Source organism: Rhizobium sp. BK275 (genome assembly GCF_014193555.1).
In the GTDB taxonomy this organism is placed as follows: Bacteria; Pseudomonadota; Alphaproteobacteria; order Rhizobiales; family Rhizobiaceae; genus Rhizobium.
The window spans coordinates 256,883-276,169 of record NZ_JACHZL010000005.1; the positions used below are offsets into that span (position 1 = coordinate 256,883).

18 protein-coding genes are annotated in these 19,287 nt (G+C 60.4%); 6 read left to right on the top strand and 12 right to left on the bottom strand.

Translation table 11 applies throughout. The features are described from left to right. The first annotated feature begins 60 nt into the window (after window positions 1–60). Genes FHT82_RS17590 through cydX form a run of 3 tightly spaced genes read left to right on the top strand, consistent with a single transcriptional unit; the run spans window position 61 to window position 2,937 of the window. The gene (locus FHT82_RS17590) at window positions 61–1,641 is read left to right on the top strand and encodes a cytochrome ubiquinol oxidase subunit I (RefSeq protein WP_183733460.1); all 1,581 of its coding nucleotides are present in this window, start codon (window positions 61–63) and stop codon (window positions 1,639–1,641) included. Between the two features lie 6 nt (window positions 1,642–1,647). After that, window positions 1,648–2,802, top strand: coding sequence for a cytochrome d ubiquinol oxidase subunit II (cydB, locus tag FHT82_RS17595; protein ID WP_183733463.1), 1,155 nt, complete (start codon window positions 1,648–1,650; stop codon window positions 2,800–2,802). Window positions 2,803–2,814: 12 nt separating this feature from the next. Continuing rightward, on the top strand, window positions 2,815–2,937 hold the full coding sequence (gene cydX / locus FHT82_RS17600; protein WP_183733466.1) for a cytochrome bd-I oxidase subunit CydX: 123 nt from the start codon (window positions 2,815–2,817) through the stop codon (window positions 2,935–2,937). A 64-nt stretch (window positions 2,938–3,001) separates the two neighbouring features. Here cydX and FHT82_RS17605 read toward each other — a convergent pair whose 3' ends face one another. From FHT82_RS17605 to FHT82_RS17615, 3 genes are read right to left on the bottom strand one after another with little or no spacing between them, the layout of a single operon-like run. Further along, complete coding sequence (locus tag FHT82_RS17605; RefSeq protein ID WP_183733468.1) at window positions 3,002–3,412, bottom strand: VOC family protein; 411 nt, start codon at window positions 3,410–3,412, stop codon at window positions 3,002–3,004. Window positions 3,413–3,422: 10 nt separating this feature from the next. Then, window positions 3,423–4,520 (bottom strand): Gfo/Idh/MocA family oxidoreductase, encoded by a 1,098-nt coding sequence (locus FHT82_RS17610; protein ID WP_183733471.1) that lies wholly within the window; start codon window positions 4,518–4,520, stop codon window positions 3,423–3,425. 10 nt (window positions 4,521–4,530) lie between these two features. Continuing rightward, window positions 4,531–5,541, bottom strand: a complete 1,011-nt coding sequence (locus tag FHT82_RS17615; RefSeq protein WP_183733474.1) for a Gfo/Idh/MocA family oxidoreductase — start codon at window positions 5,539–5,541, stop codon at window positions 4,531–4,533. 369 nt (window positions 5,542–5,910) lie between these two features. On the opposite strand from FHT82_RS17615, the gene FHT82_RS17620 reads away from it, so the two are divergent. Beyond that, on the top strand, window positions 5,911–7,071 hold the full coding sequence (locus tag FHT82_RS17620; RefSeq protein ID WP_183733477.1) for a fumarylacetoacetate hydrolase family protein: 1,161 nt from the start codon (window positions 5,911–5,913) through the stop codon (window positions 7,069–7,071). Window position 7,072: 1 nt separating this feature from the next. Here the strand turns inward: FHT82_RS17620 and scpA are convergent, their stop codons facing one another. The 4 genes from scpA to tauA form a co-directional block, all read right to left on the bottom strand. Further along, window positions 7,073–9,208, bottom strand: a complete 2,136-nt coding sequence (scpA, locus tag FHT82_RS17625; protein ID WP_183733480.1) for a methylmalonyl-CoA mutase — start codon at window positions 9,206–9,208, stop codon at window positions 7,073–7,075. 100 nt (window positions 9,209–9,308) lie between these two features. Continuing rightward, window positions 9,309–10,085, bottom strand: coding sequence for an ABC transporter permease subunit (locus FHT82_RS17630; protein ID WP_246698169.1), 777 nt, complete (start codon window positions 10,083–10,085; stop codon window positions 9,309–9,311). Between the two features lie 50 nt (window positions 10,086–10,135). Then, complete coding sequence (locus tag FHT82_RS17635; RefSeq protein WP_183733486.1) at window positions 10,136–10,930, bottom strand: ABC transporter ATP-binding protein; 795 nt, start codon at window positions 10,928–10,930, stop codon at window positions 10,136–10,138. 59 nt (window positions 10,931–10,989) lie between these two features. Then, the gene (tauA, locus tag FHT82_RS17640; protein WP_183733489.1) at window positions 10,990–11,994 is read right to left on the bottom strand and encodes a taurine ABC transporter substrate-binding protein; all 1,005 of its coding nucleotides are present in this window, start codon (window positions 11,992–11,994) and stop codon (window positions 10,990–10,992) included. Window positions 11,995–12,198: 204 nt separating this feature from the next. Here tauA and FHT82_RS17645 point away from each other — a divergent pair, with 204 nt between their 5' ends. Continuing rightward, window positions 12,199–13,554 (top strand): LLM class flavin-dependent oxidoreductase, encoded by a 1,356-nt coding sequence (locus FHT82_RS17645; protein WP_183733492.1) that lies wholly within the window; start codon window positions 12,199–12,201, stop codon window positions 13,552–13,554. Here the strand turns inward: FHT82_RS17645 and FHT82_RS17650 are convergent. From FHT82_RS17650 to FHT82_RS17670, 5 genes are all read right to left on the bottom strand, one after another. Then, a complete protein-coding gene (locus tag FHT82_RS17650; RefSeq protein ID WP_183733496.1) occupies window positions 13,551–14,210 on the bottom strand; it encodes a methionine ABC transporter permease in 660 nt (219 codons plus the stop codon). The two genes, FHT82_RS17645 and FHT82_RS17650, sit on opposite strands and share 4 nt — an antisense overlap. Then, window positions 14,191–15,273, bottom strand: coding sequence for a methionine ABC transporter ATP-binding protein (locus tag FHT82_RS17655; RefSeq protein ID WP_183733499.1), 1,083 nt, complete (start codon window positions 15,271–15,273; stop codon window positions 14,191–14,193). Before FHT82_RS17655 ends, FHT82_RS17650 begins: the two co-directional genes overlap by 20 nt. A gap of 87 nt (window positions 15,274–15,360) precedes the next feature. Then, window positions 15,361–16,197 carry a MetQ/NlpA family lipoprotein gene (locus FHT82_RS17660; protein ID WP_183733502.1) on the bottom strand — a complete coding sequence of 279 codons (837 nt, stop codon included), beginning with the start codon at window positions 16,195–16,197 and terminating at the stop codon, window positions 15,361–15,363. Window positions 16,198–16,437: 240 nt separating this feature from the next. Beyond that, window positions 16,438–16,998: an FMN reductase gene (msuE, locus tag FHT82_RS17665; RefSeq protein ID WP_183733504.1), complete on the bottom strand. Its 561-nt coding sequence runs from the start codon at window positions 16,996–16,998 to the stop codon at window positions 16,438–16,440. Window positions 16,999–17,205: 207 nt separating this feature from the next. Further along, window positions 17,206–18,408, bottom strand: a complete 1,203-nt coding sequence (locus FHT82_RS17670; protein ID WP_183733507.1) for an MFS transporter — start codon at window positions 18,406–18,408, stop codon at window positions 17,206–17,208. Window positions 18,409–18,781: 373 nt separating this feature from the next. Between FHT82_RS17670 and FHT82_RS17675 the strand changes: the two genes are divergently transcribed. Further along, window positions 18,782–19,240 (top strand): helix-turn-helix domain-containing protein, encoded by a 459-nt coding sequence (locus FHT82_RS17675; RefSeq protein WP_183733510.1) that lies wholly within the window; start codon window positions 18,782–18,784, stop codon window positions 19,238–19,240. Window positions 19,241–19,287 lie beyond the last annotated feature (47 nt).

The following is a 19,287-nucleotide window of genomic DNA, read 5'->3' on the forward strand; positions in this document are numbered from 1 at the left end:
GCATGGCCGGCCGGCCATGCAGAAACTCTTGATACCCCGTGGGACCGTGGGAGAAAGACAATGGAACTAGACATCGTAGCGCTATCGCGCTTCCAATTCGCGCTGACCGCGCTTTATCACTTCCTGTTCGTGCCCCTGACGCTCGGCCTTTCCGTGCTGCTTGCCATCATGGAAACGACCTATGTCATGACCGGTCGCCAGATCTGGCGACAGATGACGAAATTCTGGGGCACGCTCTTCGGCATCAATTTTGCCATCGGCGTCGCGACCGGCATCGTCATGGAATTCCAGTTCGGCATGAACTGGAGCTATTACAGCTATTATGTCGGCGACATCTTCGGTGCGCCGCTGGCGATCGAAGGCCTGATGGCCTTCTTCCTCGAAGCGACTTTCGTCGGCCTTTTCTTCTTCGGCTGGGACAAGCTGTCGAAGGTCGGCCATCTGGTCGCCACCTGGGCGGTGGCCCTTGGGTCGAATTTCTCGGCGCTCTGGATCCTTGTCGCCAATGGCTGGATGCAGAACCCAGTCGGTTCGGCGCTCAATCCGCAGACGATGCGTATGGAGATAACAAGCTTCTTCGACGTGGTCTTCAACCCCGTCGCCCAGGCGAAGTTCGTCCACACGGTTTCGGCGGGTTATGTCTGTGCCTCGATTTTCGTGCTTGGCGTTTCTGCCTGGTACCTGCTCAAGGGCCGGCACGTCGAACTTGCCAAACGCTCGATGACGGTTGCCGCCTCCTTCGGCCTCGCCTCGGCCCTGTCGGTGGTCGTTCTCGGTGACGAAAGCGGTTATCTCGCCACCGAAAACCAGAAGATGAAGCTCGCCGCAATCGAAGCCATGTGGAAGACGGAGCCGGCTCCGGCCGCCTTCACCGCCTTCGGTTTCCCGGATCAGGAAGCGCGCGAAACACATTTCGCCGTCCATATCCCCTGGGTCATGGGCCTCATCGGCACCCGCTCGCTGACGACGGAAATCCCTGGTATCGATCAGTTGGAACAGCAGGCAGAAACCCGCATTCGCGATGGCATCAAGGCCTATGATGCACTGATGCAGATCCGCGCAGCACCTGCCCAGGACCAGGTTGCCCAGGAAGTCCGCAGCTCCTTCGAGGATCTCGGCCACGATCTCGGCTATGCCCTGCTCTTGAAGCGCTATGTCGACGATCCACGTCAGGCAACCGACGAACAGATCGCTCAGGCCGCACGCGACACCATCCCGCATGTGCCGACGCTCTTCTGGTCGTTCCGTATCATGGTCGGCCTCGGCATGTTCTTCATCGTGCTGACGGCAACCTTCTTCTGGCTGTCGGCCCGCCGGCATTTGGACAAATATCCGCTGCTCCTGCGCATCGCGGTATTTGCCATCCCGCTGCCGTGGGTGGCGATCGAACTCGGCTGGATCGTTGCCGAGTTCGGCCGTCAGCCCTGGGTGATCGAAGGCGTGCTGCCGACGGCCGTCGCCGTCTCCAGCCTCGGCGCCAGCACGGTGCTGCTGACGATCTGCGGCTTTGCCGTACTCTACACAACGCTGATCATCATCGAGATGAAGCTGATGCTGAAGGCAATCCAGCAAGGACCGGAACCGGACCACGAGCCGGAAGCAAGGCTTGTTTCCGAAACCCTCGTTCCAGCCGCGGAGTGAACCGTCATGATCCTTCACGAACTTATCGATTATGAAACCCTGCGCATCATCTGGTGGGTGCTGCTCGGCGTGCTCCTGATAGCCTTCGCCACCACCGACGGCTTCGACCTTGGCGTCGGTGCGCTCCTGCCCTTCGTTGCCAAGAACGATGCGGAACGCCGTATCGCTATCAATACGATCGGCGCCACCTGGGAAGGCAACCAAGTGTGGCTCATCCTAGGCGGCGGCGCCATCTTCGCCGCCTGGCCGCCGCTCTATGCGGTCTCCTTCTCGGGCTTTTATCTGGCGATGTTCGCAATTCTGCTTGCGCTCATCCTGCGCCCGGTCGCTTTCAAATACCGCTCCAAGCGCGAGAGCCCTCGGTGGCGCAGCAATTGGGACTGGGCACTCTTCGTCGGCGGTTTCGTGCCGTCGCTGATCTTCGGCGTTGCCGTCGGCAATGTGCTGCAGGGCGTGCCCTTCCGCTTCGCGAACGACATGCGCATCTTCTATGAAGGCTCATTCTTCGCGCTTCTGAACCCCTATGCCCTGCTCTGCGGCCTGCTCTCCGTCGCCATGCTCGTGATGCACGGCGGCGCATGGCTGATGCTGAAGGCAACGGGACCGGTTGCCGAGCGCAGTCGTCGCTACGGCAGTATCGCGGCGCTCGCCGTCATCGTGCTCTTCGCGCTCGGCGGCCTGTTTCTCTGGATGGGTGTCGGCGGTTATCGCATCACCAGCGATATCAACCCGATCGGCCCGTCGAACCCGCTTTTGAAAACCGTGACGCCGGAAGGCGGTGCATGGCTTGCCAATTACCACACCTATCCCTGGATGATTGCAGCACCGATCCTCGGCTTCCTGGGCGCAGGCGCGGCATTCCTTGCCATGCGGGTCCGCCGCGAGGTCGCAACTCTGCTCTTCAGCGACCTCGCGATAACAGGCATCATCTCGACGGTCGGTCTTTCGATGTTCCCGTTCATCCTACCCTCGTCGCTCGATCCAAGGGCGAGCCTGACGGTCTGGGATGCGTCGTCCAGCCACCTGACGCTGTTCATCATGCTGGTGGCCACGATCATCTTCCTGCCGATCATCTTTGCCTACACCGCCTGGGTCTACAAGGTGCTGTGGGGCAAGGTCGACGAGAAGAGCGTCACCGACAAGAACAGCCACGCTTACTGAGGAGACGAAACGATGTGGTATTTCGCATGGATTCTCGGCCTGCCGCTGGCAGCCGCTTTCGCCGTCCTCAACGCCATGTGGTACGAACTGGTGGATGACGAAGCCAAGAAAAAGGCGTCGGGAGAACATAGATAAAAGCCGAGGGCGCGGTTCACACCGCGCCCTTTCCTTTCAGCTCATCGCGATGGGCATGACGCTCTCAGGCGAGCCGGTTCTGCGACCGCTCCGCAAGCTCGACAATGATTCCATCCGGATCGCGGACAAACGCGATCCTGTTCAACATCTCGGAATGGACCGCAAAACGCGGCCGTTCCTTGATTTCTACACCCGCCGCTTCCAGGCGGGCGAAGGTTTCCTCGACGTTTTCGAAATGGAAGGTTATGTGCTTGACGCCGGCCGTTCCATCTTGAAGGTCGACAGCTCTTGCGGCACCGCCAGGCGGCGCAAAAACCTCCAGCATGCCACCGCCGGCGTCGAGGAAGGCGACCTGCATGCCGTCAGGCATCTGCTTGCGCAGATGCAGTTTCAGGCCCAGCAGACCGCAATAGAATTCGATCGCGCGATCCATATTGCTGACCGTCATGCCGATATGTTCGAATGATTTCAGCACGATCTTTGCCCTAAACCCCGGCGGCAAGACGCCGTTCTTCTTCCGGAAGCCAGGAACGATAAAGTGGATGATCGGCCGCAATCGGCATCGGCGTCGGCTGGCCGGTACGCTGCGAGTGATAGGCGGCAGTCACCAGCTCCAGGGAGTTGCGCGCATCCTGCAAGGTCACCGGCGGATCGCGGTCCTCGATGATCGCCTGATGGAAGAGCTCAAACTGACGCGTATAGCCGTCTTCCTTCACTTCGTAGCCGGCAAGCGCGGCGTCGATACGGACCTGATGCTCGTCTGTCCCGGCGATGAAAGTCCAGGGATCGCGGCCCATCGTGTAGGGTTCCAGAATGCTTTCGGCGACGAGATCGCTGAAGCAGAAGCGCAGCCTGGAGATTTCCTTGCGGGAGCCGAGCGTCATGGAGAGCGTGGCGAGCGAGCCGTTCTTCATCTTCACCGACAGCGAGGCAGTGTCCTCGACCTCGATCGGGTTGACGAGCGTCGCACCGTAGGAAAACACCTCGGCGCAGGCGCCGTGCACATAGTTCAACATGTCATGGGCGTGGATCGCATGGCCGAGTAGGCCGCCGCCGAGTTCCGTTGCCCATTTGCCGCGCCACGGCACCGCATAATAATCCGGCCCACGCCACCAATGCGTTTCGATTGTGGTGAGGAACGGCTTGCCGGCGAGGCCGCGCTCGATCAACAGCTTCAGCTTCTGCAGGCCGCTGCCATAGCGATACTGGAAGATCGGCATCAGCTTGCGGCCGTTCGACCGAGCGAGGATGCGCGCCATCTCATCCACTTCGGCAATCGAACCGAAGAGCGGCTTTTCGCAGATCACATGCTTGCCACTCTCGATCGCCTTTCTGCACAGCTCGAAATGCGAACTCGGCGGGGTGGCGATATCGATGACATCGAGATCGTCGCGAGCAAAGAGCGAATCCGTATCCTGCGTATATTCGGGAATCTTGTGCTCTTCGCAGAGCGCCTTGCCGCGATCCGCGTCGAGGGAGCAGAGAACGGGAACCTCGAAGAGATCGCTGTTCCAGCTGAAGCCTGTCAGATGCCGTTCGGCAATGCCCGCGCCGAGGACGCCGACGCGCAGTTTCCGTGTCATGCTGTTTTCCTTAGTGGGTACCGATGCGGGCGGCCTTTGTCTGGGCTTCGAGCGACAGGCGGCAAACCTCGTAAACGTGGCTCTGCGTCATCGCCGTTTCGCTGCGGTCGCGTACATCGGCTGCGAAGGCATCGAAATAGTCGAGCTTCTCGCTGCTGCAATCGATGTGCGTCATCTCCTTGCCGTTGACGAGGAAGAGGTGATCCTTGCCCGGCCGGCCGGCGATATCGATATATTTGCGCAATTCAATATAGCCCTCGGTGCCGAGGATCGTCAGGCGGCCGTCGCCCCAGGTCGGCAGCGCCTCCGGCGTGAACCAGTCGACGCGGATGTAACCGGTTGCCGCATCGGAACGCAGCAACACGTCGCCGAAATCCTGGAAAGCCGGTTTTTCCGGCATGCCGAAATTGCCGATCGAGCTGGCGATCACCTCGCCCGTCGTCGAGCCGGTATAGAAAAGGAACTGATCGACCTGATGCGAGGCGATATCGACGATGATGCCGCCGAAGGCTTCCGGATCGAAGAACCAGTCCGGCCGCGTCGGCAACTGCAACCGATGCGGCCCCGTGCCGAGTGTCTGAATGACCTTGCCGATCGCCCCTTCCCTCACCAGCTTGCCGGCCTTGACCGCGGAGCGCACGCAATGGCGCTCGGAGAAGCAGATGGAGAAGATCTTCCCGGTCTCGGCGGCGGTGCGCTTGACCTCTTCGAGCTGCGCGAAGGTCGTCACACCCGGCTTGTCGGTCATGACGTCCTTGCCGGCCCTCATGGCGCGGATGGCTAAGCCTGCGCGGTCGCGCGGAATGGCGGCAATGCAGATGACGTCGATCGAGGGATCGGCGAAGATCTTTTCCCGGTCGATCTGCGGGGCATCCGGATAGGTCTTCTCGAACATCTCGCGGATCGCGGGTACCGTGGTCTGTGGGCAGTAGCCGACGAATTCGGCGCCCGCGGCCAGCAATCCCTTCACATGATCGGCCGTGTGCCCATGGTCGATCCCGACGACGGCAAATCTCAACATCGCAGTATTATCCTCCTGGGAAAACTCTCGCAGGTCGGCATCCACCGACCCTCCTCCATGGTGCAAAACAGATAACGAAAGAGAGGCCCTGTCAAGACGAGATCCGCGGCAAAAGAGTTTTGCTTCCTTGGTAAATATATGAAATAGAAAGGTTATTTTGTATCTAAATAGTTATAAGTTATGATGAAATGCCGCTTCGGCACTTCGTTGTTTTGGACGAGCATAAAGCAAACACGAACCGCTTTTCGTCTGTTGAGACTTGCTCTTGCCAGACGAATGTGCTCGATTTTCGGGAGCCGTCGGGTAGGAGGACGGCAGCTATCCAATTTTGCAGGAGCGCTCCCGCTCCCCCTGTGACGGAAGATCACCATGTCCCATTTCCCCCTCGATGCTGCCGCTTCGGGCGGTCTCTTTGTCGGTCGCGCCTGGAACCCGGAGGTAGTCGGGCCAAGCATCGTGACACTGCGCGATGGCGCCCTCATCGACATCACCTCTGCCGAGGCCCCGACCCTCAGCGCGCTGCTGGAGCGAGCCGATGCGGCGGAGTTCGTCCGAGCCGCAACCGGCAAGCCGCTTGGCACGCTGGAGGAGATCGCAGCCAACAGCACCGGCAGGCCGGATGCGAGTAAGGCCTATCTTCTGGCGCCGGCAGACCTGCAGGCGATCAAAGCCTGCGGCGTGACCTTCGCCCAGTCGATGATCGAACGCGTCATCGAGGAAAAGGCCGCCGGCAACGCGGATCGGGCCGCTTCCATCCGCGAGCGCGTCAGCACGCTGATCGGAGGCAGCCTCACCAATATCAAGGCCGGTTCGCCGGAAGCCGCCAAGGTCAAGCAGGCGCTGATCGAGGAAGGCATCTGGTCGCAATATCTCGAAGTCGGTATCGGCCCAGACGCGGAAGTCTTCACCAAATCGCCGGTTCTCTCATCGGTCGGCTGGGGTTCCGATGTCGGTCTTCACCCGATCTCGACCTGGAATAATCCGGAGCCGGAAATTGTGCTGGCGGTCAACAGCCGCGGCGAGATCAAGGGCGTCACACTCGGCAACGACGTGAACCTGCGCGACGTCGAGGGCCGCTCCGCGCTGCTGCTCGGCAAGGCGAAGGATAACAACGCCTCCTGCTCCATCGGTCCCTTTGTCCGGCTTTTCGATGCGGGTTACAGCCTCGATGACGTGCGCAAGGCCGAGCTCGATCTCAAGGTCACTGGCGAGGATGGCTTCATCCTGCATGGCAAGAGCTCCATGTCGCAGATCAGCCGCGATCCGACCGATCTCGTCAAGCAGACGGTCGGCGCCCACCATCAGTACCCCGATGGTTTCATGCTGTTCCTCGGCACGCTCTTTGCGCCGACGCAGGATCGCGACGCAAAGAACCAGGGTTTCACGCACAAGATCGGCGATGTCGTGGAAATTTCGTCCGCCGGCCTTGGCGCGCTGGTCAATACGGTCCGGCTTTCCACCGAATGCCCACCCTGGACCTTCGGCATCTCATCCCTGATGGGCAATCTCGCAAAGCGCGGATTGCTCTAAGCTACTGGTTCCGCCGGATCCCCTGCAGGAGGTCGAGAACGGAGTTCGCGGCCTCCAGTACATTGGTACCCGGGCCGAAGACTGCAGCAACGCCGTGTTCATGCAGGAATTCGTAATCCTGTCGCGGGATGACACCGCCGCAGACGACGATGATATCGCCACCGCCCTGTTCCTTCAGCCGTTCGATCAGTTGCGGCAGCAGGGTCCGGTGACCGGCCGCCAGCGACGAGACGCCGACGACGTTGACCTTCTCGCCGACCGCCATGCCGGCCGCCTCTTCGGGCGTCTGGAACAGCGGGCCGGCGAGAACGTCGAAACCGACATCGCCGAAGGCCGAGGCGATCACCTTCGCGCCACGATCATGCCCGTCCTGGCCGAGCTTAGCGACCATGATCTTCGGCTTGTGGCCCATGGCTTCGGTTACTTCAGCCATACGGGTTTTCAGGACATCGAGCTCGGGTTCGTCGCGATAAGCGCTGCCGTAGATACCGCTGATAACCTTGGGCGTAGCGAAATGGTCGCCGAAGACTTCGCGCATCGCATCGGAGATTTCACCGACGGTGGCGCGTGCCCGGGCGGCTTCGACGGCTGCTGCAAGCATATTGCCGTCACCACTGCGGGCGACCTCAGACAGAGTCGCCAGCGCTTCCTTCACCTTCGCACCATCGCGGCGTCGTTTGGTGTCCTCGATGCGGCGGATCTGCGCGGCACGCACCGCACTGTTGTCGATCTCCAGAATATCGATTGGATGTTCGGCCTCCAGCCGGTACTTGTTGACGCCGACGATGACCTCGTCGCCTTTGTCGACGGCGGCCTGACGACGGGCGGCAGCTTCCTCGATCAGGCGCTTCGGCAGGCCTTCGTTGACCGCCTTCGTCATGCCGCCGAGCGCCTCGACCTCCTCGATCAACGCCCAGGCCTTGTCGGCCAGTTCCTTCGTCAGGCTCTCCACGTAATAGGAGCCGGCGAGCGGATCGACGACGTTGGTGACGCCGGTCTCGTGCTGCAGGATGAGCTGGGTGTTGCGGGCGATGCGAGCGGAAAATTCCGTCGGCAGCGCGATCGCCTCGTCGAAGGAATTGGTGTGCAGCGACTGCGTGCCGCCGAGCACGGCCGACATGGCCTCGAAGGCGGTGCGGATGATGTTGTTGTAAGGATCCTGCTCCTGCAGCGAGACACCCGAGGTCTGGCAATGGGTGCGCAGCATCAGCGAGGAAGTCTTTTTCGGCTGGAATTCCTCCATGATGCGCGTCCAGAGCAGCCGGGCAGCGCGGAGCTTGGCCGCCTCCATGAAGAAGTTCATGCCGATCGCGAAGAAGAAGGACAAGCGCCCCGCGAAGTCGTCGACATCAAGTCCCTTGGCGATCGCTGCCCGCACATATTCGCGCCCATCGGCCAGCGTGAAGGCAAGCTCCTGCACCAGCGTCGCGCCGGCCTCCTGCATGTGATAGCCGGAGATGGAGATCGAATTGAATTTCGGCATCTCCTTTGCCGTATATTCGATGATATCGGCAACGATGCGCATCGAGGGTTCCGGCGGGTAGATATAGGTGTTGCGGACCATGAACTCCTTGAGAATATCGTTCTGAATGGTCCCCGACAATTCCGCCTTCGAAACGCCCTGCTCTTCGCCGGCGACGATGAAATTCGCGAGAATCGGGATGACCGCACCGTTCATGGTCATGGAAACCGACATGTCCTGCAGCGGAATGCCGTCGAAGAGGATCCTCATGTCCTCGACGCTGTCGATCGCCACGCCTGCCTTGCCGACATCGCCGACGACACGCGGATGGTCGCTGTCATAACCGCGATGGGTGGCGAGGTCGAAGGCGACGGAAAGCCCCTTCTGGCCCGCGGCAAGATTCCGGCGATAGAAGGCGTTGGACGCTTCGGCGGTCGAAAAGCCGGCATATTGCCGGATCGTCCAGGGTCGACCGGCATACATGGTGGCACGCGGGCCACGTGTGAACGGCGCAAAGCCGGGAAGAGTGTCCGCGTCGGCACCGTCGAGATCGGCGGCCGTATAGAGCGGCTTGACGTCGATGCCTTCCGGTGTGTGCCAGGTCAGCGTTTCCGGCGCTGCGCGCAGCTCCTTTTCCGCCAGTTCCTCCCAGTCCGACAGCGTCTTCTTCGTCATTTCATCCTCCGGCATTGTGCGCGTGCCACGCTACCACCTCGCGGTCACGCGGCGCGATACAGCCTTAGGATAATTTGATCAGCAAGGCGATGATAGACCTTCAGCGATGTGCTGCCCAAGGCACGAAGAGCCGTTCGATCAAGCGCGCCAGCAATTCCAGCAGGAAGGCGATCGCGGCGATGACGATGATGCCGCCGATGACGATGTCGGTCACCAGAAACTGCGCTGCCGACTGGATCATGAAACCGAGGCCCTGGCTTGCCGCCACCAACTCGGCTGCGACGAGTGTCGACCAGCCGGCGCCGAGCGCAATGCGCGTACCCGTCAGGATCGACGGGTACGCGCCCGGAAGAATGACATGCAGCAGGAGCTGGAAGCGCGTGGCACCGAAGGAGCGGGCCGCATTGACGAAATCCGCCGGGGCGGATTTGACGCCCGAGACCGTCGACAGGATAATCGGCGGCAGCATGGCAAGCGAGATCACCGTGACCTTCGAGGCCTCGCCGATGCCGACCCAGATGATGATCAGTGGCAGATAGGCAAGCGGCGGCAAAGGACGCAGGAATTCGACGACCGGATCGAGGATACCCTTGCCGATACGGCTCGTGGCGATGGCAATGCCTGCGGGCACGCCGATCAAAAGTGAGACGGCGAGTGCCGCGAAGATGCGCAGCAGGCTCGCCAGAGTATGTTCGGCAAGCGTGGAATCGACGAAACCGTTAACCGCCACATTGGCGAGCGATTTTGCCACGACAAATGGTGACGGCAGGAAAACCGGTGAGACAGCGCCATAGGCCGAAGCGAGGCTCCAGGCGGCGATGATGACGGCGATTGTTACAAACGAGATCCGCAGCGTGCCACGACCTTTCGGCCGCATCTCGACCGGCTGGTCGGAAACTGCTGTCGTGAGTGTTTCTGCCTCGACGCTCATGCAGCAATCTCCTCTTCATCCGCGTGGATGAGCGCGGTCAGCTCGTCATGCAGGCTTTTGAATGCCGCCAGCGCCTTGATCTCCTTTGCGCTCTTGTTATCGAGCAGCGCCCCGCCGAAATCCGTCTTGATGTTAGCCACGATGCGACCGGGATTGGGCGCCAGCACGATGACGCGTGTGGCAAGCAATAGGGCCTCGTCAATGCTATGGGTAATCAGCAAGGCACCAGTCTTGCTTTCGGCCCAGACATTGAGCAGGAACTGCTGCATGTGGCTGCGCGTCAGCGCATCCAGCGCGCCAAGAGGCTCATCGAGCAAGAGAAAGCGTGGACCGGAGGCCAGGGCGCGGGCGATGCCGACACGCTGGCGCATGCCGCCGGAGAGTTCCCAGATATTCTTGTCGCCCGTACCGTCGAGCCCGACTTTCGCAAGCAGGTCCGCGGCACGACGCTGTCTCTCACCTTTCGAGATGCCTTGGAGCTTCAACGGAAGGGCGACGTTGCCGGCAGCGGTAAGCCAGGGATAGAGCGCATCGTCCTGAAAGACGACGGCCCGGTCCGCGCCTGGACCGTCGATCTCCCGGCCATCGACGAGGACACGGCCTTCGCTCGGCTCGGTGAACCCCGCCGCGAGATTGAGAAGACTGGTCTTGCCGGAACCCGAACGGCCGATGACGACAACGAATTCGTCTGAAGCGATATGCAGGTTGATGCCCTCAAGCACCCGTCTTTTTCGACGGCTGCCCGTCTCGATGTAATCGAGCGACAGGGATTGTAGAGAAAGTATGCTCATGGACATCACCTATGGATGAAAACCGGCGCGGCCGGAGCCACGCCGGGACCTTGGGAGGATTAGAGACCGGCCTTGGCGGCTTCCTTGACCCAGCGGTCGGAAACATAGGGGCTGTAGTCTTTCAGCACGCCGGGGATCTTGCCCTGTTCCAGAAGGAAGGCCGAGGTTTCGGCAACGGCCTTCACCGTGCCGCCGCCGAGCAGATCGGCGCTGGCCTGCTCCTTCAAAGTTGGGAAGGTATAACCCTTGAGGAGAGCGGGCACTTCATCGGCCTTGGCGCCTGTCAACTTGGCGATCTTTTCGGCTTCCGGGGACGTCGCGTTCCAGCTGTCCGGATTGGCGAGATAAGATGCGTAGGCCGCACCCGTGACCTTCACGAAGCCGGTGACGACTTCGGGATGAGCCTCGGCGAACTTCTTGCTGACGATCCAGGCGTCGAAGGTCGGGCCGCCCCACTTGGCAACGTCGGCGGAGGTGGCGAGCACGCTGCCGCTCTTCTTGAGGTGCGCCAGAACCGGATCCCAGACATAGGCGCCGTCAATATCACCCCGTTCCCAGGCGGCAGCGATTTCCGGCGGACGCAGGTTGAGGATCTGCACCGATTTCGGATCGACCTTCCAGTGTTTCAGCGCCGTCAGCAGGCTGTAATGTGCGGTTGAAACGAAAGGGGTGGCGATCTTCTTGCCCTTCAGGTCCTCCGGCTTGGTGATGTTCTTGACGGCAAGCGCTTCGGCCTCGCTGATCAGGCCGACGACATAAATCGTCTCGATCGGCAGTTCGCGGCTGGCAGCCGCAGCAAGCGGCGACGAGCCGACATAACCGATATCGATGGAACCGGAGGCGATGGCTGCGATGACATCAGCACCGCCATCGAATTTCTGCCAGTTGACCTTGGCACCGGTCTCTTTCTCATAGGTACCATCGGCCTGCGGCACGCGCGACGGCTCGACGATCGGCTGGTAGCCGATATTGAGAGTGACGTCGGCAGGATGGGCCGCATAGGTGGTGAAGGTGAGGACAGCGGCAGCAGCCGTGCCCAGCAGGTTGCGTCGGTTGATTTTCATATCCCTCTCCCGCAATGTTCAAATTCATTCCGCCCGGAATGTGAATAGATCATTGTAAAATTCATAGATTTTATAGAGATAGAAAATTTCCGGAATCGGGCATGAAGGATAATTTGCTTCTAAATTGGGGGAGAGAGGCGGTGTTTCCCGATCTGCCCGCCGATTCCGCCAATATGACCGACGAAAATCTCAGGACAGTATTCAATGAAGAAAATGCAGATCTACGCCTTCGACATGAACTGCGTCGGTCATATAAACCACGGTATGTGGACACATCCGCGCGATCGTTCAGTAAACTATATCGATCTCGACTATTGGGCGGATTTTGCGCGCACAGCAGAACGCGGCAAGCTGGACGGTATATTTCTTGCCGATATTGTCGGCGTCTACGACGTCTACAAGAACAGCCCCGCCCCAGTTATCGAAACGGGCGCGCAGATCCCGGTCAATGATCCGCTGATGCCGATTTCGGCGATGGCCTACGTTACGAAGAATCTGGGCTTCGGCGTGACAGTCAATACGACCTATGAGCCGCCCTTCCTGCTGGCACGACGCATGTCAACGCTCGATCACCTGACGAAGGGGCGCATCGGCTGGAACATCGTAACAGGCTATCTTGACAGCGCCGCCCGCAGCATGGGCTTTGACAAATTGCCGGAGCATGATGCGCGCTACGACGCCGCCGAGGAATATCTCGAAATCCTCTACAAGCTCTGGGAGGAAAGCTGGGACGACGATGCCGTGCTGCGCGACCGGGAGCGCGGCGTCTTTGCGGATGCCTCCAAAGTCCGCGCCGTCAGCCATCAGGGACAATATTACAAGATGGAGGGCATCCATCTCTCGGAGCCCTCGCCACAGCGCACGCCGCTGCTGTTCCAGGCCGGCGCGTCCGCACGCGGGCAGGATTTCGCTGCCCGCCATGCCGAATGCGTCTTCATCGCAGGGCCGACACCGCAATCGGCACGCCCGACTGTCGATGCGCTTCGTGCCAAGACGCTGGCGAACGGCCGCGGCGCGGACGCGATAAAGATCCTCAGCCTGATTACCGTCGTCGTCGGAAAAACGGAAAGCCAGGCACAAGAAAAGCTCGCCGAATATCGCCGACATGCGAGCGTCGAGGCCTCGCTGGCGCATTATTCCGCCTCCGTCGGCGTCGATTTTTCGAAATACGACCTCGACGACGTGATCGACCAAAGCTCGACAAATGCCAATCAGTCGGCGCTGGCGGCGATCACCAAGCAGGCTGTAAAGCCGGTCACCAAACGGCAGATCATCGACCAGATGGTGCTCGGCAGCCGGATGAAGCCGATCGTCGGTTCGCCGGAGCAGATTGCCGACACCCTGCAGCACTGGATCGAAGAGGGCGGTATCGACGGTTTCAATCTGGCGCGCACCGTGGCACCGGAGAGCCTCAATGATTTTGTCGATCTCGTGGTGCCCGTGCTGCAGGAGCGCGGCCTGTTCAAGGCCGATTATGCGGAAGGACCGCTGCGCCAGAAGCTGTTCGGCGGAAACGGCCGGCTGCCGGCCGGCCATCCCGCCGCACAGTTCAGGCGCTAGGCTGAGCGATGATCAAGGCGGGCAACCAGCCGGTCGCCCAGCCATTGAATGCCGCAGACGAGAACGATAAGGACGACCACGACTGCAATCATCACGTTGGTTTCGAACCGCTGGTAACCGTAGCGTATGGCGAGGTCGCCGAGGCCGCCAGCACCAATGGCGCCAGCCATAGCCGATGCGCCGATCAACGTCACCAGCGTGACCGTGAAACCGGCAACGATGCCCGGCAGCGCCTCGGGTACCAGAACCTCGCGAATAATCGTCCAGCGATTGCCGCCCATGGCCCGCACGGCATCGATCAGGCCGCGATCGACCTCGCGCAGCGACACTTCAGCGATGCGGGCGTAGTAGGGCGTGGCAGCGATGGCGAGCGGAACGATGGCAGCCCAAGTGCCGATCGCCGTGCCGACGATCAGCCGCGTCAGCGGGATCAGCGCTACCAGCAGGATAATGAAGGGCACGGAGCGGAAGCCGTTGATGACGGCGCCGAGGATGCGGTTGATCCAGGGATTTTCGGCAATGCCGCCGCGGTTCGTCAATACCAGCGCCAGCCCGAGCGGCAAACCGGCAACGAGCGATATCACACCGGGAGCCGCCGTCATCAACACGGTCTCCCAGAGTGAGCGTAAAAGCAGATTAATCATGATCGGTGTCATAACCAAGCACCTCCACCCGGGCGGACCGGGCCTTCAGAAATTGTTCGACCTTTTCGGCAAGCGCAGAATCGCGCGTGGGAATGGCAATGAAGAACCGCGCCACAGGCTGGTTCTGGATGTGGTCGATGCCACCATGCACGAGGCGGAAGGAATGCGGCAGCGTTGCCGACAGATCGGCAAAGAGAGCGCCCTGTGCCTCCGGCCCGGCGAGATCGACGCTGAGGATCGCTTCCGTGCCGCCCGTCTGCGACAGGCGCGCGGCGATGTGTTCGGGAAGCTGCGGGCGGATGCCGCCGAGCAGGCTCCTGGTGATCGCCGTCTGCGGATCGCCGAAGATCGACCAGACTTGCCCCTCTTCCACGATACGACCGGCATCGATGACGGCGACGCGATCGGCTATGCCGCGCACCACTTCCATCTCATGGGTGATCAGCAGGATCGTAAGCCCGAGCTTACTGTTGATATCCTTCAGAAGCGCGAGGATCGAGCGCGTCGTCTCTGGATCGAGTGCCGAGGTCGCCTCATCCGAGAGCAGCAGGGCCGGGCGGGCGGCGAGTGCGCGGGCAATGCCGACACGCTGCTTCTGACCGCCGGATAGCGAAGACGGATAGGCCTTGGCCTTGTCGGAAAGGCCGACCAGGTCCAGCAATTCATGCGCCCGCTTCAGCCGCTCGGCCTTGGCGAGGCCTTCAATCTTCAGCGGCAACGCGACATTCTCCTCGACGGTCTTGGCCGACAGAAGATTGAAGTGCTGGAAGATCATGCCGATGCGGCGGCGCAGCGGCTGCAGTTCCTGCTCGGCAAGGCCCGTGATGTTGCGGCCCTCGATGACGATCTCGCCGCTATCGGCGCGCTCGAGGCCGTTGAGGCAGCGGATCAGCGTCGACTTTCCGGCGCCGCTGCGGCCGATAATGCCGAGGATTTCGCCCTTCTTCACACTCAACGAAATGCCATCGAGCGCTGGTGTCGCGCCGAACCTGCGCCTGACATCCTTCAGCCGGACGACCTCTTCGGCATCAGCCGGCCGCGTCTCGATCCTTGAGGCGGAGACAATTGAATTCATGCTCGTTCCTTCACAAATGCTGAAGGCGGCCCTGGCAGAAAGACCCGGGCCGCCTCTGTTGTTGACGCCCTGCGGAGGGCGTGTGGATCAATAGGCGCTGAGGCCCGTACCTTTGTACACCTTGTCGAACTCGGCCTTGACCGTATCGTTCTGATAGGAGGAGACGAGGGTCTTCACCCAATCGGCATCCTTGTTTTCTTCCTTCACAGCAATAAAGTTACGATAGGGATTGTCGGCGATCGGCTCCTGCGCGACGCGCTCTGCCGGCGAAAGACCACTCTTCAGCGCCCAGTCGGTGTTGACGACGCCGGCGTCAAGATCATCGATCGAGCGTCCGACAATGCCGGCATCCAGCTCCTTGATCTCGATATTCTTCGGGTTTTCAGCGACATCGGCGATCGTCGCAAGAATGCCCGTGCCGTCCTTCAGCTTGATCAGGCCTTCGTTTTGCAGAACGCGCAACGCACGGCCTTCGTTGGACGGATCGTTCGGCACGCCGATCACGGCACCCTCGGGCAGTTCGGCAACGGACTTGTGCTTCTTGCTGTAGAGGCCGATCGGCCAGACGCCTGTATAGCCAACACGGACGATATGGTAGCCGTTCTGCTTGATCTGGTTGTCGAGATAAGGCTGGTGCTGGAAAGCGTTCGCGTCGATTTCGCCGCGCTCCAGTGCCTCGTTCGGCTGGGTATAGTCGTTGAAGGTGATCGTCTCGATCTTAAGGCCCTTCTTGGCGGCTTCGCTGGTGACGACACGCCAGACATCCTCATCCTCACCGCTCATGATGCCGACCTTGATCGACTTGTCTTCTGCAAAGGAAGGAGCCGGCGCGGCAAAGGCGATGAGTGCAGCCGCAGAGGCTGCAACAGTGAGGGCCGCGCGGCGCGAAAGCGAAATGGCGCTGAAATTCTTGTTCTTGGTCATTTTATATCCCGTCTGACTGATGAGGCCGAGCCCCGAGCAGGCGGATAATTGCAAATGCGCTCATTACGAGCGAAGCACGAACGTCCGATGTCTTCTCATCGCCGGAAAAACTCTTGCCGCCTTATCGATACCGGCAGGATAAAAATTCTATCAAATTTGTGGATTAATGTCAGCCTAAAATACTGTTCAAGCGAAAGCGGCGCCCATTGGGCGCCGCTGAAATCAGTCGCGGGATGGTATTCATTCCGCTGCGATCAGCGTGGAACTTCTACCCGGAAAGAAGGCGGTGAGTTCACCGATGACCTCCCCGATGCGCTTGGAAAGCTGTTCGGAGGAAACGCGGTAGTCGGTGAAATCGCGGTCCGAGGCATAGACGGCCGTCGGCAGGGTATGGGCCATGAAGAAGCCGAAGAGCGGGCGAAGCTGATGCTCGACCATCAGCGCATGACGGTCGCCACCACCGGTCGCGGTGATGACGATCGGCTTGGCGCGCAGCTCGTGCGGATCGATGAGATCGATGAGATGCTTGAAGAGACCCGGATAGCTGCCCTTGAAGGTCGGCGCGCCGATGACGAGAACGTCGGCATTGGCGATGTCGGCGATGATTTCCCTGGCGCGATTGTCGAGGTCGTCGCGGCGCAGCGCCTGACCGAGCGAGGGGCCGACATCCGTCAGGTCGTAGATCGTGTTGTCGAAGCCATATTTTTCGGCGGCGAGGCCGGCAATATTCTCGACCAGCGCAAAGGTCTTCGAGGGACGATTGAAGCTGCCGGCAAGACCGACCAGTTTGGGTCCAGACATGTCATTTCCTTCCACTATCGCGCCGTTACGGGCTGCGTCATGAGACGGATATTATCTATTAAAATAGTAGATTAAAGAAATGACGATCCGTCTTCGCCGAAGGCCGGGGAAAATATGTTCGTTCGAGTGCAACGCCGCGCCATGCGCTTGCCCGGATACCAAAGAGGCACCGAAACGCTTCTCGGTGCCTCTTTCTGAGCGCGAAACTTAAACCGCTCGGTTCTTCGGGATGCGCGGCAGGAAGATGGTGAACAGGCCGAGCAGGGGCAGGTAGGAGCAGATACGATAGACGAAGGCGATACCGTGCGAGTCGGCAAAACCGCCGAGCAAGGCCGCGCCGAGGCCGCCCGCACCGAAGGCGAAACCGAAGAAGACGCCGGCGATCAGGCCGACGCGACCCGGCACCAGCTCCTGCGCGAAGACGACAATAGCCGAGAAGGCAGAGGCGAAGATCAGGCCGATGACGACACTGAGCACACCCGTCCAGAAAAGGTTCGCATAGGGCAGCAGCAGCGCGAAGGGGATGACGCCGAGGATCGAGAACCAGATGACGAAGCGAGCGCCGAAACGATCACCGATCGGGCCGCCGAGGAAGGTGCCGGTGGCAACAGACCCCAAGAACAGGAAGAGCATGAGCTGCGCCTGCTGCACATCGAGCTGAAAACGGTCGATGACGTAGAAGGTGAAGTAGCTCGAGACGCTTGCCATATAGACGTTCTTCGTCGCCGTCAGCAACACGAGGATGAGCAGCGCCCAGACGACCTTGCTCTGAGGCAGAGGTAGCGTGCGGCTCGGGGCTGCCTTGCTCGCGTTCTGGCGGCGGTGGCTCATGTACCAGTTGCCGACCCAGCTCAGGACCACCATTCCGACCATGGCGATGCCTGAAAGCCAGGACACGCTGTGCTGACCGTTCGGCAGCACGATGAAGGCGGCCAGCAGCGGACCGATAGCCTGGCCAGCATTGCCGCCCACCTGGAAGAAGGACTGGGCAAAACCGTGGCGGCCGCCGGAAGCAAGACGCGCGACACGCGAGGATTCCGGATGGAAGACGGCCGAACCGAAGCCGATGAGGCTTGCCGCGACCAGCAGCAGCTCGAAACTGCCGGCATTGCCGAGCAGGATCAGTCCGCAGAAGGTGCTCGCCATGCCGACCGGCAGCGAATAAGGCATCGGCCAACGGTCCGTGACGATGCCGACGAGCGGCTGGAGCAGCGAAGCCGTCACCTGGAAGGTCATGGTCAGAAGGCCGATCTGCACGAAATCGAGGTTGTAATTGGCCTTGAAGAGCGGATAGAGCGAGGCAAGCAGCGACTGCATGATGTCGTTGAGCATGTGGCAGAAGCTGACTGCCACCAGGATGGACATTGCTGTCTTTTCAAAGCGGGGGGCGCTCTCGGCAACGGATGCCATGGATCTTCCTCCTGCGCGGCCGGAACCATGCCGGGCCGTCGTCGGTTTTCGTGCGGGCTGTTATTAAGGCGATCGGGGCTCGGGAAGTGAATTGTCAGCGGCGGTCGCTGGGAAAAGCATTTATCGTATGAAGAGAAACGATTACAGCCCAGTTTTGCGTGGATCGGTACGCAATTTTAAGATTTTTGTTCGTGATCCTGCAATTCGGCCACTTCACACACCGATCCCGCACTGGTGATCGGTCCGGGCCATTTGCCACAGTGCCGAGCATTTTTTGGATGCCTAATATGACATCAAAAACAAATCGTAGAAAAGCGGCGCGATGCCGTCTACAAGTCAATGGACTGAAAGCGAAAGAGACAGAAGGTAGGCCATGAACGTCAAGACACCGAACGCGATTGATACCTATGTCGGCATGCGCATGCGCAGGCGCAGGCAGCTTCTCGGCATGAGCCAGGAGCGGCTTGCCGAACAGATCGGCGTTACCTTTCAGCAGGTGCAGAAATACGAAAAGGGCATCAACCGCATCGGCGCAAGCCGCCTGCAGAAAATCGCCGAAGCGCTGCGCACCTCACCGGCCTTCTTTTTCGAACAGGATGATTCGGAAGCGCCGATTTTTGCCGGCCTCGACCTTTCCGCCCCCATCGATCCGGTCGCCGAATTTCTGCGGTCGAAGGAAGGCCTCGTCCTCAACAAGGCCTTCGTAAAGATCGAGGACCGTCGTATCCGCGAGACGATCATCTCGCTCGTCAAAGCGATGGCGCAGGCCGAAAGCAGCGACATTCCGCTGGACGCACTGAGGATGGACGAGCCGGAATCCCGCAGAGAGTGAAAGCGGACGATACCGGTCCATGACCTTCAGGCTCGAGTCATTTATGC